The organism is Pseudomonas sp. ASL9, assembly GCF_056680335.1.
Genome location: NZ_CM155277.1, coordinates 4,345,002 through 4,367,709, shown reverse-complemented (window position 1 = coordinate 4,367,709; position 22,708 = coordinate 4,345,002). Strand labels below are relative to the sequence as shown.

The 22,708-nt window shown below is 56.5% G+C and carries 27 protein-coding genes, 1 tRNA gene and 1 pseudogene; 4 read left to right on the top strand and 25 right to left on the bottom strand.

The features are described 5' to 3' along the window. Positions 1 to 2: 2 nt before the first annotated feature. From AC1ME2_RS20230 to trmJ, 14 genes are all read right to left on the bottom strand, one after another. On the bottom strand, positions 3 to 983 hold the full coding sequence (locus AC1ME2_RS20230) for a RodZ domain-containing protein (RefSeq protein WP_480436256.1): 981 nt from the start codon (positions 981 to 983) through the stop codon (positions 3 to 5). Further along, positions 983 to 1,741, bottom strand: coding sequence for a type IV pilus biogenesis/stability protein PilW (gene pilW / locus AC1ME2_RS20225; RefSeq protein WP_480436255.1), 759 nt, complete (start codon positions 1,739 to 1,741; stop codon positions 983 to 985). The genes AC1ME2_RS20230 and pilW overlap by 1 nt, the downstream gene beginning before the upstream one ends. A gap of 14 nt (positions 1,742 to 1,755) precedes the next feature. Next, complete coding sequence (rlmN, locus tag AC1ME2_RS20220) at positions 1,756 to 2,904, bottom strand: dual-specificity RNA methyltransferase RlmN (protein ID WP_480436254.1); 1,149 nt, start codon at positions 2,902 to 2,904, stop codon at positions 1,756 to 1,758. Positions 2,905 to 2,928: 24 nt separating this feature from the next. Then, entirely contained in the window at positions 2,929 to 3,360 is a 432-nt protein-coding gene (gene ndk, locus AC1ME2_RS20215) for a nucleoside-diphosphate kinase (RefSeq protein WP_480411230.1), read from the bottom strand. 90 nt (positions 3,361 to 3,450) lie between these two features. Then, positions 3,451 to 3,651, bottom strand: a complete 201-nt coding sequence (iscX, locus tag AC1ME2_RS20210) for a Fe-S cluster assembly protein IscX (RefSeq protein ID WP_480436253.1) — start codon at positions 3,649 to 3,651, stop codon at positions 3,451 to 3,453. Positions 3,652 to 3,663: 12 nt separating this feature from the next. Then, positions 3,664 to 4,002, bottom strand: a complete 339-nt coding sequence (gene fdx / locus AC1ME2_RS20205; RefSeq protein WP_480436251.1) for an ISC system 2Fe-2S type ferredoxin — start codon at positions 4,000 to 4,002, stop codon at positions 3,664 to 3,666. A 3-nt stretch (positions 4,003 to 4,005) separates the two neighbouring features. Next, the gene (gene hscA / locus AC1ME2_RS20200; RefSeq protein WP_480436250.1) at positions 4,006 to 5,868 is read right to left on the bottom strand and encodes a Fe-S protein assembly chaperone HscA; all 1,863 of its coding nucleotides are present in this window, start codon (positions 5,866 to 5,868) and stop codon (positions 4,006 to 4,008) included. A 42-nt stretch (positions 5,869 to 5,910) separates the two neighbouring features. Further along, a complete protein-coding gene (gene hscB, locus AC1ME2_RS20195; protein ID WP_480436249.1) occupies positions 5,911 to 6,432 on the bottom strand; it encodes a co-chaperone HscB in 522 nt (173 codons plus the stop codon). Positions 6,433 to 6,440: 8 nt separating this feature from the next. After that, entirely contained in the window at positions 6,441 to 6,764 is a 324-nt protein-coding gene (gene iscA / locus AC1ME2_RS20190) for an iron-sulfur cluster assembly protein IscA (RefSeq protein WP_219061126.1), read from the bottom strand. Between the two features lie 57 nt (positions 6,765 to 6,821). Further along, entirely contained in the window at positions 6,822 to 7,208 is a 387-nt protein-coding gene (gene iscU / locus AC1ME2_RS20185) for a Fe-S cluster assembly scaffold IscU (RefSeq protein ID WP_480436247.1), read from the bottom strand. A 46-nt stretch (positions 7,209 to 7,254) separates the two neighbouring features. Further along, positions 7,255 to 8,469: an IscS subfamily cysteine desulfurase gene (locus tag AC1ME2_RS20180; protein ID WP_480436246.1), complete on the bottom strand. Its 1,215-nt coding sequence runs from the start codon at positions 8,467 to 8,469 to the stop codon at positions 7,255 to 7,257. Positions 8,470 to 8,514: 45 nt separating this feature from the next. Beyond that, positions 8,515 to 9,006 (bottom strand): Fe-S cluster assembly transcriptional regulator IscR, encoded by a 492-nt coding sequence (iscR, locus tag AC1ME2_RS20175; protein WP_480436245.1) that lies wholly within the window; start codon positions 9,004 to 9,006, stop codon positions 8,515 to 8,517. A 178-nt stretch (positions 9,007 to 9,184) separates the two neighbouring features. Further along, the gene (gene cysE / locus AC1ME2_RS20170; RefSeq protein ID WP_480442243.1) at positions 9,185 to 9,961 is read right to left on the bottom strand and encodes a serine O-acetyltransferase; all 777 of its coding nucleotides are present in this window, start codon (positions 9,959 to 9,961) and stop codon (positions 9,185 to 9,187) included. Between the two features lie 2 nt (positions 9,962 to 9,963). Continuing rightward, positions 9,964 to 10,734, bottom strand: coding sequence for a tRNA (cytosine(32)/uridine(32)-2'-O)-methyltransferase TrmJ (gene trmJ, locus AC1ME2_RS20165; RefSeq protein WP_480436244.1), 771 nt, complete (start codon positions 10,732 to 10,734; stop codon positions 9,964 to 9,966). Between the two features lie 143 nt (positions 10,735 to 10,877). On the opposite strand from trmJ, the gene suhB reads away from it, so the two are divergent. After that, positions 10,878 to 11,693, top strand: a complete 816-nt coding sequence (gene suhB, locus AC1ME2_RS20160; RefSeq protein WP_480436243.1) for a type III secretion system regulator SuhB — start codon at positions 10,878 to 10,880, stop codon at positions 11,691 to 11,693. A 437-nt stretch (positions 11,694 to 12,130) separates the two neighbouring features. Here the strand turns inward: suhB and AC1ME2_RS20155 are convergent, their stop codons facing one another. The 6 genes from AC1ME2_RS20155 to queA all read right to left on the bottom strand — a co-directional run bounded on the left by AC1ME2_RS20155 (position 12,131) and on the right by queA (position 18,254). Further along, on the bottom strand, positions 12,131 to 12,697 hold the full coding sequence (locus tag AC1ME2_RS20155; protein ID WP_480436241.1) for a glycine zipper 2TM domain-containing protein: 567 nt from the start codon (positions 12,695 to 12,697) through the stop codon (positions 12,131 to 12,133). Between the two features lie 121 nt (positions 12,698 to 12,818). Then, positions 12,819 to 13,730: a protein translocase subunit SecF gene (gene secF / locus AC1ME2_RS20150; RefSeq protein ID WP_480436240.1), complete on the bottom strand. Its 912-nt coding sequence runs from the start codon at positions 13,728 to 13,730 to the stop codon at positions 12,819 to 12,821. A gap of 9 nt (positions 13,731 to 13,739) precedes the next feature. After that, positions 13,740 to 15,608 carry a protein translocase subunit SecD gene (gene secD / locus AC1ME2_RS20145; protein ID WP_480436237.1) on the bottom strand — a complete coding sequence of 623 codons (1,869 nt, stop codon included), beginning with the start codon at positions 15,606 to 15,608 and terminating at the stop codon, positions 13,740 to 13,742. A gap of 63 nt (positions 15,609 to 15,671) precedes the next feature. Further along, positions 15,672 to 16,007, bottom strand: a complete 336-nt coding sequence (gene yajC / locus AC1ME2_RS20140; protein WP_480436236.1) for a preprotein translocase subunit YajC — start codon at positions 16,005 to 16,007, stop codon at positions 15,672 to 15,674. Between the two features lie 52 nt (positions 16,008 to 16,059). Further along, complete coding sequence (gene tgt, locus AC1ME2_RS20135; RefSeq protein WP_480442241.1) at positions 16,060 to 17,175, bottom strand: tRNA guanosine(34) transglycosylase Tgt; 1,116 nt, start codon at positions 17,173 to 17,175, stop codon at positions 16,060 to 16,062. 14 nt (positions 17,176 to 17,189) lie between these two features. Continuing rightward, the gene (gene queA / locus AC1ME2_RS20130) at positions 17,190 to 18,254 is read right to left on the bottom strand and encodes a tRNA preQ1(34) S-adenosylmethionine ribosyltransferase-isomerase QueA (protein ID WP_480436233.1); all 1,065 of its coding nucleotides are present in this window, start codon (positions 18,252 to 18,254) and stop codon (positions 17,190 to 17,192) included. Between the two features lie 108 nt (positions 18,255 to 18,362). Between queA and AC1ME2_RS20125 the strand changes: the two genes are divergently transcribed. Beyond that, positions 18,363 to 18,447, top strand: a tRNA-Leu gene (locus tag AC1ME2_RS20125). A 578-nt stretch (positions 18,448 to 19,025) separates the two neighbouring features. Here AC1ME2_RS20125 and AC1ME2_RS20120 read toward each other — a convergent pair. Continuing rightward, positions 19,026 to 19,253: pseudogene (locus tag AC1ME2_RS20120) on the bottom strand (DUF1801 domain-containing protein); the annotation flags it as partial. Here AC1ME2_RS20120 and AC1ME2_RS20115 point away from each other — a divergent pair. Both AC1ME2_RS20115 and AC1ME2_RS20110 read left to right on the top strand, forming a co-directional pair. Beyond that, positions 19,180 to 19,527, top strand: coding sequence for a hypothetical protein (locus AC1ME2_RS20115; RefSeq protein WP_480436232.1), 348 nt, complete (start codon positions 19,180 to 19,182; stop codon positions 19,525 to 19,527). The pseudogene AC1ME2_RS20120 and the gene AC1ME2_RS20115 overlap by 74 nt on opposite strands. 174 nt (positions 19,528 to 19,701) lie before the next feature. Continuing rightward, the gene (locus tag AC1ME2_RS20110) at positions 19,702 to 19,836 is read left to right on the top strand and encodes a hypothetical protein (RefSeq protein ID WP_480436230.1); all 135 of its coding nucleotides are present in this window, start codon (positions 19,702 to 19,704) and stop codon (positions 19,834 to 19,836) included. Positions 19,837 to 20,183: 347 nt separating this feature from the next. Here AC1ME2_RS20110 and AC1ME2_RS20105 read toward each other — a convergent pair whose 3' ends face one another. From AC1ME2_RS20105 to AC1ME2_RS20090, 4 genes are all read right to left on the bottom strand, one after another. Beyond that, positions 20,184 to 20,594, bottom strand: a complete 411-nt coding sequence (locus AC1ME2_RS20105; RefSeq protein WP_480436229.1) for a hypothetical protein — start codon at positions 20,592 to 20,594, stop codon at positions 20,184 to 20,186. Positions 20,595 to 20,598: 4 nt separating this feature from the next. After that, positions 20,599 to 21,531: a hypothetical protein gene (locus tag AC1ME2_RS20100; protein WP_480436228.1), complete on the bottom strand. Its 933-nt coding sequence runs from the start codon at positions 21,529 to 21,531 to the stop codon at positions 20,599 to 20,601. A gap of 12 nt (positions 21,532 to 21,543) precedes the next feature. Continuing rightward, positions 21,544 to 21,822 (bottom strand): YkgJ family cysteine cluster protein, encoded by a 279-nt coding sequence (locus AC1ME2_RS20095; protein WP_480436227.1) that lies wholly within the window; start codon positions 21,820 to 21,822, stop codon positions 21,544 to 21,546. 227 nt (positions 21,823 to 22,049) lie between these two features. After that, positions 22,050 to 22,577, bottom strand: a complete 528-nt coding sequence (locus AC1ME2_RS20090; RefSeq protein WP_480436226.1) for an NADPH-dependent FMN reductase — start codon at positions 22,575 to 22,577, stop codon at positions 22,050 to 22,052. Positions 22,578 to 22,708: the final 131 nt, after the last annotated feature.

The window sequence follows — 22,708 nt, the reverse complement described above, 5'->3', positions numbered from 1 at the left end:
ACTTATTGCCCTAGCTTCAGGCGAGCGGTTTCGCCACTGGTAAAAGGTGCCATGTCCACCAACTGGCCGTTGTAGCTCACGTGAACACCGCGAGCAAAGCCCAGCCGCAAGGTGAGCGGCGGCTTGCCGGTGACATCCAGGTTCTCGCCCTTGCGCTTCACACCGCTGAGCAACACCTTGCCGTTGGCATCGGTCACTTGAGTCCAGCAATCGAAGACGTACTGCAGGTTGATCTTGCCAGAACCCGCTACCGCCGATTCCGCTTGCGGCGTCGAGGGTGCCGTTGCGGTTGTCGATGCCGACACCGGGGTGATCGGGGTTGTGTGCACTGGCGCCGCAGCCAGTATCGCCGGAGCAGTGGTCGACGGCGTGGCTGCAGCAGGAGCACCAGGCGCCGTCGTTGCGGCTTCAGCCGCAGGCTCGCCAGCGGCGAGCGGCAATGGCGTCCCCTGAGTCTCGATCACGGCTTGATCTTCAGGCTCATCCAACGGATGAATCTGGGTCGTGCCATCAGCGCTTTCGACTTCGACGTGTTCAAGGTTGACCCCTGCCGACTCCTTGCCGCGCATCGACGTCTGATCCTGCCACCAGAAGAAACCGGCACCCACCAGAACCACCAGCAACAACAAGCTGACAATACGCAGGATATTGTGCGACAGGCGTACTGGCTCTTCGATACGACCCAGGCTATGCACATTGCTGCCATGGGCATCAGTACCGGTGTATTGATCGAACTGCTGAACCAGCCCGCTTTGATCCAGACCCAGCAGTTTGGCGTAGGCACGTATATAGCCCCGGGCAAAGGTATGCCCAGGTAATTTTTCAAAATCGCCAGACTCAAGGTTGCCCAAGGACGCTACGGTGAGGTTCAGCCTTGAGGCCACATCAGGCAGCGACCAGTCTTTACTCTCACGGCCCTGACGCAAGGTCTCGCCAGGGTTCACGCGAGTGGCTGCTACAACTTCGGGATGCGCCGCTTTCATCATTGCTCCGACAGGTATTGCTGATATTCCGGCGTACCGGGATAGAGTCTTTTTAGTTGCAGGCCAAAACTGGCCGCCTTGTCACGATCTTCGTAGATTTTTGCCAACCGCGTACCGAGCAATAGACTACGTGCATTTTGATCGCTCAGTTGACTAAAACGGTCGTAATACTCACGCGAGGGCACATAATGCCTGTCTTCGAACGACAACTCAGCCATTTCCAGCAGCGCGCGCGGTTGTCGGTGATCCAGTCGCAAGGCTTTGATGAAGTAGCCGGTGGCTTCGTCACGTTGATTGAGCATCAACGCAGTCATCCCCAGACTCTCGAAAACTCGCGAACGCTCCGGATAGAGCGTATCGGCGGCGGCCTGTTGAAAACGCTCGAAAGCTTCCTTGTAGCGCTTTTGCTCGTACAGGAAGCTGCCGTAATTATTCAGGATTCGCGCATCGCTCGAACGTGCCGAAAGCGCTTTGAGGTATTGCTTGTCTGCCAGTTCCGGCTCCATTTCAGCCTGGAAGACCAACGCCAGCGCAGCATTCGCATCAGCGTCGGAACTGTCAAGCTCGAGGGCTTTCTTCAACGGCTCCTTGGCACGCTCGGTCGAGCCCTGCTGCAGATAACCAAGCCCCAGCTGCACGTAAGCGGCGCGTGCCTCGTCGCGGCCCTTGCGGGTACTCATCGGGTCTACCGCGCCCGATGAAACGCAGCCAACCAGCACGGTGACGAAACACAGCAAAAGCGCGGTGCGCAGGGTCATGGATATCCTCTCAGTCAGGTTCGAGTCGCAGCGCTTTGGGCCAGGTCGGCCTCGGCACTCAACTCACGCACAGCAATATAACGCTCGCTGCGGCGAGTACGATCCAGCACCAGGCCAACCAGCTGACCGCAGGCTGCATCGATATCTTCGCCGCGCGTGGTACGCACAGTGACGTTGTAACCCGCCTGATGCAACTGATCCTGAAAACGGCGGATCGCATTATTGCTGGGGCGCTCGTAACCTGAGTGAGGGAACGGGTTGAACGGGATCAGGTTGATCTTGCAAGGCGTGTCCTTGAGCAGCTCGGCCATTTCGACCGCGTGCTCAACCTTGTCGTTGATGTCTTTGAGCAACGTGTACTCGATGGTCAGTACGCGCTTTTCGCCCAGGGTCGCCATATAACGCTGGCAGGACTCGAGCAGGACCTTGAGCGGGTACTTCTTGTTGATCGGTACCAACTGGTTGCGCAGTGCATCGTTGGGTGCATGTAGCGACAATGCCAGTGAAACGTCGATGTGCTTGGCCAGCTCGTCGATCATCGGTACCACGCCTGAGGTGGACAGAGTCACCCGACGCTTGGAAATGCCATAGCCCAGGTCATCCATCATCAGGTGCATGGCGGCCACGACATTATCGAAGTTCAGCAGCGGCTCACCCATGCCCATCATCACCACATTGGTGATGGCACGGTCGACGGTTGCCGGGACGCTGCCAAAGGATTTATTGGCAATCCACACCTGGCCGATCACTTCAGCGGCGGTGAGGTTGCTGTTGAAGCCTTGTTTGCCGGTGGAGCAGAAACTGCAATCCAGGGCACAGCCCGCCTGGGACGAAACGCACAGCGTGCCGCGTTTGCCTTGAGGGATGTAAACGGTCTCGACACAGCTGCCGGACGCCACACGCACCACCCATTTACGGGTGCCATCGGTGGAAATGTCCTCACTGACGACTTCGGGACCGCGAATTTCAGCGCAGACCTTGAGTTTTTCACGCAAGGCCTTGCTGACATTCGTCATGACGTCGAAATCATCGACGCCAAGGTGGTGAATCCATTTCATCACCTGACCGGCACGGAAACGCTTCTCCCCGATCGAGTCGAAGAACTTCTCCATTTCCGGTTGAGTCAGACCCAACAGGTTTGTTTTGCCAGTCGATGTTGTCATTTTTTCACCCTCACTCATTGGGCCTTAGGCCTGACGAGCGGTTACTTCGGTAGCGGCGAAGAAGTAAGCGATTTCACGTGCAGCAGCGGCTTCTGAATCGGAACCGTGTACAGCGTTGGCGTCGATGGAATCAGCGAAATCAGCGCGAATGGTGCCGGCAGCTGCTTCTTTAGGGTTGGTAGCGCCCATCAGTTCGCGGTTTTTAGCAATGGCGTTTTCGCCTTCCAGAACCTGAACAACAACCGGGCCGGAGATCATGAAAGCAACCAGGTCGCCGAAGAAGCCACGAGCGCTGTGCTCAGCGTAGAAACCTTCAGCTTCTGCTTTGGACAGCTGTTTCATTTTCGAAGCAACGACTTGCAGGCCGGCTTTTTCGAAACGAGTGACGATCTCGCCGATTACGTTTTTAGCAACGGCGTCAGGCTTGATGATGGAGAAAGTACGTTGAACAGCCATGGTGTAACTCCAGAAACAATGATTAAAGCGAAAAATTAAACCCGCGAATTATACGCGGGTTTAGGGTTATTGCCTAACTGCGAAAGCGGCTCAGTCCAGCTCGTCGATCCAGGCTGCCTGAATCGCCTCAAGAACCTTCTCTCCACCACGCGCAGGATCATCGCTGAACTCAGGCAGGGCAAGCACCCAGCGCTGCAGATCGACGAAGTTCACCGTGAGCGGATTGACATCAGGTTTGCTCTCGGCCAGCTGGATAGCGATTTCCAGCACATCAACCCATTTAAGACTCATGCCAGCTCCTTATCAGTGCCCTTCGGACACCTGGTTAATGTTGTAACGCGGGATTTCGATAGTGAGGTCTTCTTCACCGACGATCGCCTGGCACGACAGGCGGGATTCCATTTCCAGACCCCAGGCCTTGTCGAGCAGATCGTCTTCGAGCTCGTCAGAAGGCTCGAGCGAATTGAAACCTTCGCGAATGATGCAGTGGCAGGTGGTGCAGGCACAGGACATCTCGCAGGCATGCTCGATCTCGATGCCATTACGCTTCGCAGCACGGATGATGGTTTCACCCGGATAAGCGTCGATCACAGCGCCGTCGGGGCAGTGATCCGCATTGGGCAGAAAAATGATCTGCGGCATCAGTTATTCCTCAATTTCATTCAGGTTGCGCCCCGCCAGCGCGGCTTTCACCGTTGAATCCAGGCGTCGGGCTGCAAAGGCATCGGTGACCTGCGACAGACGCTTGGTCTGTTGCTCAATGGCCGGACCATCAGTGCCCTGCGTCAATTTACTCAGTTCCTGCATTTGCAACTCGATGACCGTCCGCTCTTCAGCGTCGAGCAAGCGTTCGCCATCCACAGCCAGCGCACCCTGCACCGCCTCAAGCAGACGCTGAGCGTCGACTTGCTGTTCGCGCAGTACGCGAGCGACTTTGTCATCACTTGCATACTGGAACGAATCCTTGAGCATGCGAGCAATCTCGCCGTCAGTCAGGCCGTAGGATGGCTTGACCTGGATGCTGGACTCAATGCCCGAACCGAGTTCGCGGGCTGCGACGCTGAGCAAACCGTCGGCGTCGACCTGGAAGGTCACGCGAATTTTCGCAGCACCGGCAATCATCGGCGGAATGCCACGCAATTCGAAGCGCGCCAGGGAGCGGCAATCGCTGATCAACTCACGCTCGCCTTGCAGCACATGAATCATCATGGCTGACTGGCCGTCTTTATAGGTGGTGAAATCCTGAGCTCGGGCAACGGGAATGGTGGTGTTACGTGGAATCACCTTCTCCATCAACCCGCCCATGGTTTCGAGCCCCAAAGACAGTGGAATCACATCAAGCAGCAAGAGTTCTTCACCGTCACGCTTGTTGCCTGCCAGCGTATCAGCCTGGATCGCAGCGCCAATGGCCACCACTTGATCCGGATCGATCTTGGTCAGTGGCTGACGACCGAACAGTTCGGCGACAGCCTCTCGCACGCGCGGTACACGGGTCGAACCGCCCACCATGACCACCGCTTCAACTTCTTCAATCTCGATACCCGCATCGCGAATCGCACGCCGACAGGCCTTCAGGCTGCGCGCCAGCATGGGCTCAAGCAGCGCATTGAAGGCCTGGCGGGTCAGCACAGAATGCCAATCGCCATGCACGACCTCGACCGAATCGACTTCGGTCAACGCTTCTTTGGCCGCACAAGCGGCTTGCAACAGGCTGCGTTGTGCAGAGGGATCGAGGTCGGCAGAAAGACCGGCTTCGCTCACGATCCAGTTGGCAATTGCATGATCGAAGTCATCGCCGCCCAGTGCGGTATCGCCACCGGTTGCCAAGACTTCAAAGACGCCGCCCGTCAGACGCAGAATGGAAATATCGAACGTACCGCCACCCAGGTCGTAGATCGCAACCACGCCTTCAGCGTGTTGATCCAGACCATAAGCGACCGCCGCAGCGGTAGGCTCGTTGAGCAGGCGTAAAACGTTGAGACCGGCCAGCCGAGCCGCATCTTTGGTGGCCTGGCGCTGGGCGTCGTCGAAATAGGCCGGAACGGTAATCACCGCCCCCACCAACTCGCCACCCAAGGACTCTTCAGCACGCTGACGCAGCACCTTGAGAATTTCAGCCGACACTTGCACCGGGCTTTTCGGCCCCTGAATGGTGTCGATGAACGGCATGTGAGACTCGCCGTCAACAAATCGGTAAGGCAGTTGCTCACCCAGCTGTTTGACGTCGGACAGGCCACGCCCCATCAGTCGCTTGACTGACAACACGGTATTGAACGGATCGATAGCGGCGGCGCTTTTGGCGCTCTGCCCTACTTCGACCCGATCAGCATGGTAGCGAACGGCAGACGGCAGAATAACCTGCCCATCGCCATCAGCCAGCGGCTCGGAAAGTCCGCTGCGTAACGCAGCGACCAGCGAATTGGTAGTGCCCAAGTCGATCCCAACCGCCAGACGGCGCTGATGTGGTTGGGGACTTTGGCCGGGTTCGGCGATCTGCAGTAGGGCCATGCTTATCGAAATTCACAGGCGTGCGGCCAAGGCAGCACGGGGTTAATCGTCGAGGCGCTCTTCAAGCTGGCGCACTTCATAGGTGAGCTTGTCGAGGAACTGCATACGCCGCATCAGCCGTTCAGCCAATCCACGTTGTGCAGCATCATCCCAACAGGCAGCGAAGCTTTCGTTCAGTTCATCTTGAGCGACTTTGAGCCGGCGCTTGAATACCGCAACACCCGCCAGGTCGGCTTCATCCTGCAAATCCTCAAGTTCTTCACGCCACTGCATCTGCTGCATGAGGAACTCGGGGTCTTGCACGGTGACTTCCAACGGCAACTCGGCACCCTCCAGCGTCAGCAAGTAACGCGCCCGTTTCGGAGCGTTCTTGAGCGTCTGGTAGGCCTCGTTGAGACTCGCAGAATGTTCTAGCGCCAGCCGTTGCTCACGCTCGGAAGCATCAGCAAAACGGTCTGGATGTACGGTACGCGCCAACTCACGGTAGCGCGTCGCCAACTGATCGAGATCCAGGCGAAAACTTGGCTTGAGCTCGAATAAGGCGAAATGACAAGGAATTCCCACGATCAGCCTCAGATATTGAAGCTTTCGCCGCAGCCACATTCACCGCGCGCGTTCGGGTTGTTGAACTTGAAGCCTTCGTTCAACCCTTCCTTGACGAAATCAAGCTCGGTGCCATCGAGATAGACCATGCTTTTCGGATCGATGATCACTTTGACGCCGTGCAACTCGAACACAGTGTCTTCACTGCCCGCCTCATCGACGAACTCCAACACATAGGCCAGACCTGAGCAGCCCGTGGTGCGAACACCCAGACGAACTCCGTCACCTTTGCCGCGGCCATCGAGGGAGCGACGTACGTGTTGAGCGGCAGCTTCTGTCATGCTGATAGCCATCGAAACTCCTTACTTGAATCAAGCTTCGTTAAAAAAAGGCCCGTCCCCAAACAGGGATCAGAGCAAGCCTTTCTTCTGCTTGTAATCGCGAACAGCCGCCTTGATGGCGTCTTCTGCGAGAACTGAACAGTGGATTTTCACCGGCGGCAACGCCAACTCTTCAGCCAGATGAGTGTTTTTGATGGTCTCTGCTTCATCCAGAGTCTTGCCTTTCATCCACTCGGTAGCCAGGGAGCTGGAGGCAATAGCCGAACCGCAACCGTAGGTTTTGAACTTGGCGTCTTCGATGATGCCGTGCTCGTTGACCTTGATTTGCAGGCGCATTACGTCGCCGCAAGCCGGTGCGCCGACCATGCCGGTACCCACATCAGGATCTTCCGCGTCCATCTTGCCGACGTTACGCGGGTTTTCGTAGTGGTCAATGACCTTTTCGCTGTATGCCATGGTGCTAATCCTCTCTCATCAGGTAGCCGCTCTTCGAGGCGACGTATTAGTGCGCAGCCCACTCGATCTTGGAGATGTCGACACCGTCTTTGTACATATCCCACAGCGGCGACAATGTGCGCAGCTTGGTAACGGCCTCACAGACTTTCTGTGCGGCGTAGTCAATTTCTTCTTCGGTGGTGAAACGGCCGAAGGTGAAGCGAATCGAGCTGTGCGCCAACTCATCGTTGCGGCCCAGGGCGCGCAACACGTAGGACGGCTCCAGCGAAGCCGAGGTGCAGGCGGAACCGGACGAAACCGCCAGGTCCTTGAGCGCCATGATCAGCGACTCGCCTTCTACGTAGTTGAAGCTCAAATTCAGGTTATGCGGTACGCGGGAAACCATGCTGCCGTTGATGTACAGCTCTTCCAGACCCTCAACCTGCTTGAGGAAGCGAGCGCTCAGGGCCTTGATACGTAGGTTTTCAGCCGTCATGTCTTCTTTGGCAACGCGGAACGCTTCGCCCATGCCGACAATCTGGTGGGTCGCCAATGTACCCGAACGCATGCCACGTTCATGACCGCCACCGTGCATGGTCGCTTCGATGCGAACGCGCGGTTTGCGGCTCACGTACAGCGCGCCGATGCCTTTAGGGCCGTAGGTTTTGTGCGCAGAGAACGACATCAGGTCAACCTTGAGGTTGGCCAGGTCGATCTCGACTTTACCAGTAGACTGGGCTGCATCGACGTGGAACAACACACCGCGCGAACGGGTCAGCTCACCGATGGCCGCGATGTCGTTGATGGTGCCGATTTCATTGTTAACGTGCATGACCGAAACCAGGATGGTGTCGTCACGCAAAGCTGCTTCGACCATCGCAGGCGTAATCAGGCCGTCTTCACCGGGCTCGATATAAGTGACCTCGAAACCTTCACGCTCAAGTTGACGCATGGTGTCCAGGACCGCTTTGTGTTCGATCTTGTTGGTGACCAGGTGCTTGCCTTTGCTGGCGTAAAAGTGCGCAACGCCTTTGATCGCAAGGTTGTCGGACTCGGTAGCACCGGATGTCCAAACGATTTCACGCGGGTCGGCGTTCACCAGATCAGCGACCTGACGGCGAGCATTCTCCACAGACTCTTCAGCTTTCCAGCCAAAAACGTGGGAACGCGAGGCCGGGTTACCGAAGTTTCCGTCAACCAGCAGGCATTCACTCATTTTCTGCGCGACGCGCGGATCGACCGGGGTAGTCGCGGAGTAATCGAGGTAAATCGGCAATTTCATTGAATATCTCCTAATCAGGCAGGCGCGCCGCGCATTCATCTGTGTTCATTCGACGGCGGACGTTTCAATCTTATCCAGCTGGGGTGTTCTGCAGGTGTTTCGGCGCAGATCCTGGCGCTGAGCGACTTCTTGTACCTCACTGCGAGTGACAAGGTCAGCCAAGCTGATACCGCTAAGAAAATCGTGAATTTGCGAACTGAGGTCGCACCACAAGTGGTGAGTCAGGCAGGTATCGCCTGCATGGCAATCACCTAGACCCTGGCAACGTGTTGCATCGACAGATTCGTTGACCGCGTCGATCACCTGCGCGACCTGGATGCCTTGCATGTCACGGGACAGCTGGTAACCACCACCAGGCCCCCGCACGCTCGACACCAGATTACTGCGACGCAGCTTGGCGAACAGTTGCTCAAGATAGGACAGGGATATGCCTTGCCGCTCGGAGATATCGGCCAGAGACACTGGCCCGTGCTGCGCATGTAATGCCAGGTCAAGCATGGCGGTTACAGCGTATCGGCCTTTTGTAGTCAGTCGCATGGCATGTACCACGGAGGTTCGGAATGAGTGCGAGTATGCTATTCCCGAGTATTTAAGTCAACTATAAGACCGAGTAAATCAGTCGGGATTACCCGCGAAACAGCGGCAGCATCATAGCAAATGCAAGGGCGCATTGGCACACGCCTTATGGCTAGTACCGTTGCGCCCTTCCGGCCTTTCAGCCGACTTTACTTTCGCCGCTGTCTTTCACGCAATCAAACACCTCGCCGCGCAACGCCGGCAGCTCTTTGGCGCAGTAGTCACTGCCCAACGCGTTGAGCGCGCCGCACATGCCTTCCAGCCTTGCATCGACCGCCTGCAGATGATCGAGCAGCTGACCAATCGCCCGCGCCACCGGATCCGGCATATCTTCGCTGACGCCATAGGCATCGAAACCGAGTTTTTCGGCGATAGCCTTGCGCTTGGCTTCCACTTCGTCGTCGGACTTGATGATGATCCGCCCTGGAATGCCCACCACCGTGGCACCCGCTGGCACCGCCTTGGTGACCACCGCATTGGAACCGACCTTGGCTCCCGCACCGACAGTGAACGGCCCCAGCACCTTGGCACCCGCCCCCACCACCACGCCCGACTCAAGCGTCGGGTGGCGCTTGCCTTTGTTCCAGCTGGTTCCGCCCAGGGTGACACCCTGATAGAGCGTGACGTCGTCGCCGATTTCCGCCGTTTCGCCGATCACGATGCCCATCCCGTGATCAATGAAGAAGCGCCGCCCAATCGTCGCCCCCGGATGAATCTCAATCCCGGTCAACCAACGTCCGAAATTGGACACCACGCGCGCCAGCCACTTCCAGTCAAGCGTCCACAGATAATGCGACAACCGATGCAGCCAGATTGCGTGCATACCGGGGTAGCAGGTCAACACCTCGAAGGCGTTGCGGGCGGCGGGATCACGGTGGAATACACTTTGAATATCTTCTCGCAAACGCTCGAACATCATTATTCCTTCCGCTTATGGGGCTCGCCGCGCGCCACTTTCTGCGTCTCGGTGAGGATGCCGCGCAAAATATTCATTTCCGACCGGTACACCGCGCTACGACCGAACAGGCGACGCAAGCGTGCCATCAGGTGACGGGGGTTTTCCGGATCGAGAAAACCGATATCGACCAGCGTGGACTGAAGATGGCCATAAAACAGCTCCATCTCATCCGTAGTGACTTCTTCCACGCTGCGCGCAGAGGCCACTTCGACCTTCTCGACTTTGGTCGGCTGCCCTTGCGCCGCGAGCCAGGACATCCGCACTTCATACGCCAGCACCTGGACCGCCGCCGCCAGATTCAGCGAACTGAATTCAGGGTCCGAAGGGATATGGATGTGATAGTGACATCGCTGCAGCTCTTCGTTGGTCAGGCCGGCGTATTCACGACCGAACACCAGCGCCACTTCAGCGCCCTGCGCCGCCTGCTCGGACGCCATCACCCCGCATTCGCGCGGATCAAGCAAGGGCCATGGGATTCGCCGATCACGCGCACTGGTGCCCAGCACCAGATTGCAGCCGACCAACGCGTCTTCAAGGGTGGCCACGACCTGTGCGTTTTCGAGGATGTCGCTTGCGCCAGACGCACGCGCATCCGCCTCATGGTTAGGGAACACCAGCGGATCGACCAGCACCAGGCGTGAAAGCCCCATGTTTTTCATGGCACGAGCAGCTCCACCGATATTACCGGGGTGACTGGTACCGACCAGGACAACACGAATATTTTGCAGCAATGCAAGTTCTCACAGACGGGAGAAAGGGGAGCAAATCTTACAGAACCACCCCCATTAACGCTATGGACGCTATGCGTGCTGGAAATAATTGATGGCACGCCCTACAATGTTCGGCTTTCTTTAACGACCTAGGTGAAACGTCCATGCAGCCCATGCTGAATATCGCGCTGCGCGCCGCCCGCAGCGCCAGTGAATTGATTTTCCGCTCCATCGAGCGCTTGGATACCATCAAGGTTGATGAAAAAGACGCGAAGGATTACGTCACTGAAATCGATCGCGCTGCCGAGCAGAGCATCATTACCGCCCTGCGCAAGGCCTACCCGACTCACGGCATCCTTGGCGAAGAAAGCGGCATGCACGAAGGCAGTGGCGAGGGCACAGAGTACCTGTGGATCATCGACCCGCTTGATGGCACCACCAACTTCGTACGCGGCGTCCCGCACTTCGCTGTCAGCATTGCCTGCAAATACCGCGGCCGTCTTGAACATGCCGTGGTTCTGGACCCAGTCCGTCAGGAAGAATTCACCGCCAGCCGTGGCCGTGGCGCTGCGCTTAACGGTCGCCGTCTGCGCGTCAGCCAGCGCAAAAGCCTCGAAGGCGCCCTGCTGGGTACCGGCTTCCCGTTCCGCGACGGGCAAATGGACAATCTGGAAAACTACCTGGGCATGTTCCGCAGCCTGGTTGGCCAGACTGCCGGTATTCGCCGTGCAGGCGCCGCCAGCCTCGACCTCGCTTATGTCGCTGCCGGTCGTTTCGATGCGTTCTGGGAATCAGGTCTGTCCGAGTGGGACATGGCCGCAGGCGCACTGCTGATTCAAGAAGCCGGCGGCCTGGTGAGCGACTTCACCGGCGGTCACGACTTCCTTGAAAAAGGCCATATCGTTGCCGGTAACACCAAGTGCTTCAAAGCCGTGCTGACATCAATCGCACCGCACCTGCCGGCCTCGCTGAAGCGTTAAGCTCCAGGGTCGACAAAAAAACCGGCGTTTGCCGGTTTTTTTATGCCTGTCACTTGTATCAACACAACCGCGTCAGACATACAAGCACCCTGTGGGAGCAAGCTCGCTTGCGAAGGACGCGGCGCGGTTTGCCTGATTAGCCCTCATTCAAGGCATCATCAGTTGCGAATGTATCTGGGCTCATGACACTGCCTTCGCAAGCAAGCTTGCTCTCATCAAACAACCTATAACTCATTGAAAAATAAAAATAAATTTCCTTATATTTTCAGCCGAACGCAGATTCGTAGGAGCCAGTTTGCTGCGCGACAGCGCAGCGTCGAAGACGCGGCGAGGCCTCCCACAGGATTTTGGGCGACCTGGACATTAGTGTGGTGGCGCCGACAGGAAACACCAGACACAAAAAAGCACCCGTAGGTGCTTTTTCTCTAACCAACCCCTTATTGCTGGGTGGTTTGCGGTGCCGGAGCGGCTTGACCCAATACCAACTGACCCTGCTTGTCGACCGGGATCTGGCTGCCAGGATCACGGTCCATCCGCACCTGACCGACTTTGCCATCCAACTGATACTTCACGTCATAACCGACGACTTTACTGCTGATGTCGTTGACGGTATTACACCGCGTCTGGTTAGTCGTGTAGGTATCGCTGTTCTGCATGTGGTTTTGCACTCGGTTACCGGCGTAACCACCGCCGACAGCGCCCGCGACTGTAGCGAGCTTTTTACCATTGCCGCCGCCCACCTGATTGCCAAGCAGGCCACCGGCCACAGCGCCGAGCACGCTACCCATGATTTGATGCTCGTCCTTGACGGGCCTTTCACGCGTCACCGCCACATCTTTACAGACTTGACGCGGGGTCTTGATCTGCTCATTGATCGGCTGCACGCCTAGCACTTGCGCATACTCAGGGGCGCCGCCTTTAACAAGGCTATAGGTAGCAAAAGCGCCCCCGGCGGTCACAGCGACAGCCCCCAACACCGTACCCACTAGCAACGACTTGTTCACTTGAAACTCCTGGTCACAACGCGCGAAATTTCCCACGCTAATCCTGGCCTTGGAGTACAAAAAAGGGCGTGAGTTCAATACTCACGCCCTTCTGGGTCGACACCGGTAAAGCTATGAAGCCCTACGGACGCTCGTCAACCTTGTCAGCCACTACGGGAGGAATCAGATCCTCGGTACTCAGGTTCAGCCAGATCAACACCACGTTGGCGATGTAGATGGATGAGTAAGTACCCGCCAGCACACCGATGAACAATGCGACGGAGAAGCCGTGCAGGCTGTCGCCACCGAATACCCACAGCGCCACGATTGCCAGCAAGGTGGAGATCGAGGTCGCCATGGTCCGCAACAGGGTTTGCGTAGTGGAGATGTTGATGTTTTCAATCAACGACGCCTTGCGCAGTATCCGGAAGTTTTCCCGGACCCGGTCGAAAACCACGATGGTGTCGTTCAGCGAGTAACCGATGATCGCCAATACGGCAGCAAGCACCGTGAGGTCAAAGGTCACCTGGAAGAACGAGAGAATCCCCACGGTGACGATCACGTCGTGAATCAAGGAGACGATCGCACCGACGGCGAATTTCCACTGAAAGCGGAAGGCCAGGTAAATCAGAACCCCGCCCAACGCCATCAGCATGCCGAGGCCGCCTTGGTCGCGCAGCTCTTCACCCACTTGCGGGCCAACGAACTCGACGCGCTTGACGGTGACCGGGTTATCCGCGCCACCTTTGCGCAAGGCTTGCGCCACTTGAGTACCCAACTGAGGGTCTTCGCCCGGCATACGCACCAGCAAATCGGTGGTAGCGCCAAAGCTCTGCACAATGGCGTCGTGGTAACCGGCAGAAACCAGCTCCTGACGCACCTTGCTCAGATCAGCCGGATGCTCGTAGGTCAGCTCGATCAGCGTACCGCCCGTGAAGTCCAGACCGTAGTTGAGCCCTTTATGGAAGCAGCTAAACAACGCCAGCGCGGTAAGGAACATGGTGAAGGCGAACGCAATATTGCGAACGCCCATGAAGTTAATCGTACGTAACATGGCAGCCCCTTAAATCCACAACTTCTTGAAGTCACGTCCGCCGAAGATCAGGTTGACCATTGCGCGGGTCACCATGATGGCCGTGAACATCGAGGTAAAGATCCCGAGCGACATGGTCACCGCAAAGCCTTTGACAGGGCCTGTGCCCATCGCAAAGAGAATGCCGCCGACCAACAGTGTTGTCAGGTTGGCGTCGAGGATCGCGGTGAATGCCCGGCCGAAGCCTTCGTTGATTGCCCGCTGTACCGTCATGCCCGTAGCAATCTCTTCACGTATTCGCGAGAAGATCAGTACGTTGGCGTCGACCGCCATACCCATGGTCAGAACGATACCGGCGATACCCGGCAGGGTCAGCGTCGCACCCAGCAAGGACATCAGCGCCAGCAGCATAACCATGTTCACGGCCAGTGCGACGGTGGCAATGATGCCGAAGAAACGGTAGATCGCCATGATGAACAGCGACACAAACAGCATGCCCCACAGCGATGCATGAATACCTTTGGTGATGTTGTCAGCACCCAGGCTCGGACCGATTGTGCGTTCTTCAGCGAAGTACATCGGCGCAGCCAGACCACCAGCACGCAACAGCAGCGCAAGCTCGGAAGCCTCGCCCTGACCATTGAGGCCCGTAATACGGAATTGGCTACCCAGCGGCGACTGGATGGTCGCCAGACTGATGATTTTCTTCTCTTCCGTGAAGGTCTGGACCGGAACGTCTTTCTCGACGCCATCGACCATCTGCTTGGTGTAGGTGGTCGTCGGCTTTTGCTCGATGAAGATCACCGCCATGCTGCGACCCACGTTGCTGCGAGTCGAACGACTCATCAGCTCACCACCATGACCATCCAGACGGATGTTCACTTGCGGACGACCGTGCTCATCGAAGCCAGCCTTGGCATCGGTCACCTGGTCACCGGTGATGATCAGACCACGCTCGACCGGCGCCGCAGGGCGACCGCCCTCACGGAACTCGAACATCTCGGTAGTGGCTTTCGAATCATCGGGACCTGCGCCCAGACGGAACTCCAGGTTGGCAGTCTTGCCCAGAATACGTTTGGCTTCAGCGGTGTCCTGCACGCCCGGCAGCTCAACCACGATACGGTTGGCACCCTGACGCTGAACCAGAGGCTCGGCGACACCCAGTTCATTGACCCGGTTACGCACCGTGGTCAAGTTCTGCTTGATGGAGTATTCACGGATTTCGGCAATTTTCGCCGGAGTCATCGCCAGACGCAGAACACTCAAGTCGCCGCGCTCATTGGTGGTCAGGGCGAAATCGCTGAAATTCTTATGGATCAGGGCACGCGCTTGTTCGCGAGAGTCAGCATCGCTGAAACCAAGCTGAATACCACCGTCGAGTTGCGGCATGCTGCGATAACGCACACGCTCTTTGCGCAACAGGGTTTTAACTTCGCCCTCAGAAACGTTCAGACGCGCACTCAGCGCCTTATCCATATCCACTTCCAACAGGAAGTGCACACCACCGGACAAGTCGAGGCCCATCTTCATCGGGCTTGCACCAATGCCACGCAACCACTTGGGCGTGGTCGGAGCCAGGTTGAGCGCGACGACATAATCGTCCCCCAAAGCCTTGCGCACGACGTCCTTGGCTGGCAATTGGTCTTCTTGCTTGGTCAGACGCAACAACCCGCCCTTGCCCTTATCGGCCAGCGAGGAGCCTTTGACCGTAATGCCTGCATCGGTAAGCGCTCGGCTCACGCGATCAAGGTCAGCCTGGTTCACCTGCAGCGCAGTGCTCGCGCCACTGATTTGAATGGCCGGATCGTCAGGGTAGAGATTGGGTGCGGAATAAATAAAACCGATCACCAGCACCGCCAGGATCAGTACGTATTTCCACAGAGGGTATTTGTTCAGCATCACGCCGCCCGCTTATAACGCGGGGCGCCTTGCGCGCCCCGTCGATTGGTAAAAGTCTGAAACTTAGATCGCTTTCAAGGTGCCCTTGGGCAGCGTGGCAGCGATAGCGGCCTTTTGGATTTTCAGTTCAACGGTGTCGGATACTTCGATGACCACGAAATCGTCGGTCACTTTGTTGATTTTGCCCGCAATACCACCGGAAGTAACAACTTCGTCACCTTTTTGCAGGTTGCCCAGCAGGTTTTTCTGTTCTTTCGCGCGCTTGGCCTGTGGACGCCATATCATCAGATAGAAGATGACCAGGAAACCGACCAGGAAAATCCACTCAAAGCCCGAACCAGCAGGACCGGCGGCAGGTGCAGCGGCGTCCGCTAACGCGGAAGGGATAAAAAAGCTCATTTAGCACTCCAATTGCAAAATTTTGATAAGAAGGTAGAAAACCAGTACTCAATCAATCCAAAGGCGGCGTTGGAAGCCCGCGTTTAGCGTAGAAGGCATCGACAAAGGCGGCCAATGTACCTTGTTGAATAGACTCGCGCAAACCAGCCATAAGCACTTGGTAATGGCGCAAATTGTGAATGGTATTGAGCATACTCCCCAGCATTTCCCCGCACTTATCCAGATGATGCAGATAGGCACGCGAGAAGTTCTTGCAGGTATAGCAATCGCAGGTCGGATCCAGTGCCGAATCGTCATGACGATGGAACGCATTGCGGATTTTCAATACGCCGGTATCAATGAACAAATGGCCGTTGCGAGCGTTACGGGTTGGCATCACGCAATCGAACATATCGATCCCGCGGCGCACACCTTCAACCAGATCCTCTGGCTTGCCCACGCCCATCAAGTAACGAGGCTTGTCAGCCGGCATCATCCCTGGCAAGTAGTCCAGCACCTTGATCATCTCGTGCTTGGGCTCACCGACCGACAGACCGCCAATGGCCAGACCGTCGAAACCGATCTGATCCAGGCCTTCCAGCGAGCGCATGCGCAGGTCCTGGTGCATGCCACCCTGAACGATACCGAACAGCGCCGCAGTGTTTTCGCCGTGGGCGATTTTCGAGCGCTTGGCCCAGCGCAACGACAGCTCCATGGAGACCCGAGCAACGTCTTCATCAGCCGGGTATGGCGTGCACTCGTCGAAAATCATCACGATGTCCGAGCCCAGGTCACGCTGGACCTGCATCGACTCTTCCGGCCCCATGAACACCTTGGCGCCGTCCACCGGCGAGGCGAAGGTCACGCCCTCCTCCTTGATCTTGCGCATGGCGCCCAGGCTGAACACCTGAAAACCACCGGAGTCAGTGAGAATCGGCCCGCTCCACTGCATGAAGTCATGCAGGTCGCCGTGACGCTTGATCACTTCGGTGCCGGGACGCAGCCACAAGTGGAACGTATTACCGAGGATGATCTGCGCGCCAGTCGCTTCGATATCCCGAGGCAGCATGCCTTTGACCGTGCCGTAGGTACCGACCGGCATGAAAGCAGGGGTTTCGACCACACCCCGAGGAAAGGTCAAACGACCGCGACGCGCTTTGCCGTCAGTGGCCAGCAACTCGAAAGACATACGACTGGTGTTGCTCATGCGTGATCCTCTGGGGCCGAGTCCTTAGGAGCTGTCGGCGCGGGATTGCGGGTGATGAACATTGCATCACCGTAACTAAAGAAGCGGTACCCATGCTCCACCGCCGCCGCATAGGCAGCCATGGCTTCGGGATAACCGGCGAACGCCGAAACCAGCATCAACAGTGTGGATTCAGGCAAATGAAAGTTGGTCACCAGGGCATCGACCACATGAAACGGACGCCCAGGGTAAATAAAGATATCGGTGTCGCCACTGAACGCCTTGAGCTGACCGTCCCGCGCCGCACTCTCCAGCGAGCGCACGCTGGTGGTGCCCACGGCAATCACTCGACCGCCCCGCGCACGGCACGCCGCCACGGCATCGACAACCTCCTGACTGACTTCCAGCCACTCATTGTGCATGTGGTGGTCTTCGAGCCGCTCAACGCGTACCGGCTGGAACGTACCCGCGCCAACATGCAGGGTCACGAAGGCCGACGAAACGCCCTTCTGCGCAATCGCATCCAGCAGCGCCTGATCGAAATGCAGACCCGCAGTCGGCGCGGCAACCGCCCCGGCGCGCTCGGCATACACCGTCTGATAACGCTCGCGATCCGCGCTGTCATCCGGACGGTCTATATAAGGAGGCAACGGCATATGGCCGACCCGCTCCAGCAACGGCAACACCTCTTCGGCAAAACGCAGCTCGAACAAGGTGTCATGACGGACCACCATCTCCGCCTCGCCGCCGCCATCGATCAGGATCATCGTGCCTGGCTTGGGCGACTTGCTGGAACGCACATGCGCCAATACCCGATGACTGTCGAGCACACGCTCGACCAGAATCTCCAGCTTGCCGCCGGACGCCTTCTGCCCGAACAGACGCGCCGGAATCACCCGGGTATTGTTGAACACCATCAAATCGCCGGGCTGCAAATACTCCAGCAAATCGGTGAATTGACGGTGCGCCAGTGCGCCGCTAACCCCATCCAGGGTCAACAAGCGGCTGCCACAACGCTCGGCCAAAGGATGGCGAGCAATCAAAGAATCAGGGAGCTCGAAGGTAAAGTCAGCAACACGCATGATGGGGTTCGTCTAGCAGGGCCGGAAAGTTTAGCGGAAATAATGAACATTCACCACGAAACATGATTGACCAACGGTAATCCCCTCTCTATACTCCGCGCCCATCAAGCCCTGATGGCGGAATCGGTAGACGCGGCGGATTCAAAATCCGTTTTCGAAAGGAGTGGGAGTTCGAGTCTCCCTCGGGGCACCAAATTAGAGAAAGGCCTTGCTTTGCAAGGCCTTTTTTTATGGGCGCAGGAAAGTGGCTGGGGCTGGGGAAGGCTCAGATGTGCAGTTTTTGGACAACCGCTGATTCCCTGGAGCACGTCAGCATCGCCCCGCGACCGCGGCGAATTCGCTCCTTGGCCTGGCGGCCAGACGCAGGTCTATGGTTCGCCGAAAACCCGTTGTAGTTGTAGGATATGTCGCCCGACTGCAACGCCGCGGTGTCGCGCAGCAAACTGGGTCCTGTAGGAGCTGCCGAAGGCTGCGATAGGCCGGGGTCGCGGGCGACCGGCACGACCTTCAGCCGTCTCAAGAAAGCGACCGGTTCCCGGTCGATCGCAGCCTTCGGCAGCTCCTACGAATCTGCGTTTAGCTGAAAATATAACGACGTTTATGCTTTATTTTTCAACAACTTATCTGTTGTTTGATAGGAGCGCGCTTGCCCGCGAAAAGGCCGGCACGGCCTTCCCTGGCCAGTGAAGCCAACCCTTTTCACGACCGCTACGCAGTCGACTATGGTGGGACGCGTGGTTGCAAGCACGCTCCAAAAAATCAGCGTTACGGCTAAATACCTGTATTGAGAACCACGGCGGCGTGAATGAGCGCCTTCAACGCTTGTTCATCAATCCTGTCACCCTCATGCAAATCAATGGCACGTCGGGTGTTGCCTTCGAGGCTAGAGTTGAAGAGACCTGAAGGGTCCTCCAACGAGGCGCCCTTGGCGAAGGTCAACTTCACAACGCTCTTGTACGTTTCACCTGTGCAGATGATTCCGGCGTGCGACCACACTGGAGCTCACGCGCCCAACCTCGAACTTCCCGTTCTCGGCTTGACTACAGAAATGCGTGAACCCAAGGAAGTCGAATGTTTCCGGTTTTCCTTCCCCACGATTCTTACGATCCTCCACCGCGAACCGGCCAAACCGCAGCAGACGCGCGTCGACTGGCCAAACTTACATATCAAGGACCACCTGCTACGGGATAGGTGCGTCTGCTTCAACCAAAAAACCTCAAATCAACCCACTGACAAAGCCGCAACGGTCAACGCAGAACCGAAGAGCCACTAACATGGTGAATCGGCTCTGAGGTGACGGCCAATTTCAAAGTCACGCAGCATGAAATTTCGACTTCTTCAACAGAATCGGCCAAAAGCTGACGTTTGAAAACGCCTAGAAAACCCGGGGCTATTCAAAGTCTATAGTCCGCTCCACCACCAGAATCGTCATCCACAAGAATTTAACATGACCGTTACCTACTGGCATATGCAGATTCATCCAGACGACAAGTCCTTTGCCGATACAAACATACATTCGATTCTCGAACACGAGAAAATCATTGGCCTGGGTAACTGGGAGGCGGAAAAAAAGCACTATTGATTTGTTTCGCACTGAAATGAACGTCAACGACATCGTTACCATAAAAAACGGGGCGAAACTGATTGCCTTGGTTTAGGTCGTGGGTGGGTGGTATGGAGTGGAAGATGACGACACCGATCTGGATCAGGGTGCTTGACTGGGAGCTGGATGGCAGGACGCTACCTCAACCATAGGGCACGCTTAACAAATGCGTAAATTACGTAGAAACAACGAAAATCATTAAAGAATGGCATCAACGCGTAATAACGTCCTTCAAGAAAAGAAAGCTGGACCTTCTGGTCTGAATCTCCACATTCAGTCATAACGCCTGTCGATGCAAGCTCGCTTGCATCGACAGGACGTAGGATTCAGATCTCTATCGTTTTGATGTCCGGATCATACATCGCTCCGATAATCTCCCGCGCACCCGCAAGGGGAGACTCCTTGGTGATATCGACAATGGCGCCGATAGCCAGGCCAATCAGTTCGCTGTCGCCACTTTCAATACCCTTATCCAGTCGCTCGAAAAAGCCGTTTATCGTCGAGGCCCTTTCCTTGAATACACCCGAAAGGTACTGTTCAAGGATACCTCTCTGAGATTCAATCTGAGCCAACTTGGTTTCCTTGAACGCTGAGATAGCCGCCCTCTTTGTACCTTCTGTCTCGGCGATTTTCTTATAGTCGGCCCAGGCCGAAACCAGAATATTGAACGACGCCCCGGCAGTCTCCACCGGGTTTATAGGAAGATTCTTAACCAGACCCGCAACTTGTTTTTTCATCACGTTAGTCCAGGGTCAATATGCCGGAAATAGTGCGCTTGATATCCTTGGTCGCCGCCCCGTCCTGGGTAATAATTGGCACGTCCAGCACCTTCTTCAAGCCCACGCCCAAAGCCACCATTCTTTCGAATGCGGCTCGGTCACTGTCGTCATCGACCTTGATCAATTCAAAGCGCACCACCAGTTCAGTAATGGTCTTGGTCATCTCCGCAGCGTTGGACCTTACCGCCTTAAGCGCGGTTTTCAGCACGTCCATGTCCGCAATAGCGGTTTCAACTTCGGCGTCGTACTGATGGGCCTTGGTCAGGGCTTCTTCAGCCTTGCCCGCCATCATGAAGCCGCCGATGGCCAGGGCCGGGCCCAACACGATTCCGCCCAAGGCCAACATACCGCCGGCCATGCCGAATCCGCCCGCACTCAGCGCTCCTCCGCCCAGCCACGCCAAGGTGGCATTGGTCGCCGCGACCCCGGAAAGCCCGGAAATGGCAGCACCGGTGGAGGCACTGGCCAAGGCGCCTACCGAACCGTAGGCACCGATGGCCGCCAAGGCACCGCCGCCAATGCCGGAGGCAAGGCCTTTTTCAATGGCCAGGGAATTGAGCACCAGCTTTTCATAGGCCTTCAGCTCATCAATGGTCAGGTCTTCATTAAAACCTTTCAGAGTACTCTTGGCGTTCTTCTGTTTTTTGATCGCTTCGATGAGGTGTTTTATCTGCTGGGTGAACGTATGGACTTTCAGTTCCCCCAATGCTGCCAGGACAGTTTGGGTTTCGGCACGGGACTTATCCAATTTTTTCGACGCTTTCTTGTAGTTGCTCTCGGCGGCCTCACCGATTTCCTTGGCCTTGTCGAAATTACCGGAAGCCTCAACTCCCTTGAACACACCTGTCGCTGCCAATGCGGCGGCGGCACCCCACAAAATAAATGGAATAGGCACTTAAGATCCCTCTCAATCAATTAACGAGATAAATAATTTTTCTGCAGCCTGTACATCCCTGCAACTTTGCATATTGGTGGCGATATATTCATCCCGGCTCATGCAGGCGGACAAATTTCGCTCATAGTAAGCATCGACCCTGCAGATCAAAGGCCGATCTTCATAAATCTTGCAGAGATGACTTTCACTATCAAAATTAACGCAGGTACCATCGCCTCTATTCAAATATGAATAAACAGGAGACTTGTCCAGATTCTTGCAGCACAGCCCGCACTTAGTGCATGGAAACACAATCAACGCTCCCGGCTGGCGCTGTCGATTTCAGTGGTGCAGTTAAGAACAATCCGTTGCCCATTATTCACGTCCTTTGCGCGGCTGGCTGTGGTGACAGCCAAGACAAAGATAGCTCAGTGCCATCATGCAGTCTACCACGACGCAGCTTCGGATCGCTCTCGGCCATTCTTAACCGGCCCAGAGCAGACGCCGGCCGAAAATAGACTACCTGATCACGATTGATTTCATGAGACCTCAATTTGCAGCTTCATCGCTTCCAGCGACTTCAAGATCAGTTGGCTTATCTCAGGATCATCCGCAAGCTGCGCGGGGTTTGCTGCCGATGCCAATAGGTTCACCGTAAAACACGCCGGTTCAACAATGCATGCCGACATCGTCTCCAGCACTAACCGCAGCGCAGCTTGGGCGCAGGAAGCCCGAGGCGAAGCGTTGAGCAACGCGACCGGCATGCCTGGAAAGGTTTCATAACTGACAAGCCAATCGAGCATGTTCTTGAACGAGCCTGGGATGCCGCGAGCATACTCAGGGCAGGAAATCAGAAGCCCATCTGTGTCAGCGATCAGAGAATAAAGCGCCAGCACCGGCTCAGGCGGCGACTGCAATAGATCCGGGTTGAAGTGGGGCAATTGGTCAAGACCGCGATAGGTTTTAATAGTCAAACCGTCTAAACGAACCAATTGTGCGGCAGCTAAAAGCCTTGCATTGGACGAGGCTTCACGCAGGCTTCCGGAAATCGCGAGGAGGCGAACCATGGCAGACACTTCCCTGTGAAAGACGAGCAGTTTGACATGGGTGTAGAGGAAGTACGACACATGGGAACACTGGAGCGATTCCAGCGGTTACTAAGCGATAAGCCAATAGCACCCAGGCATATGTATCTCTA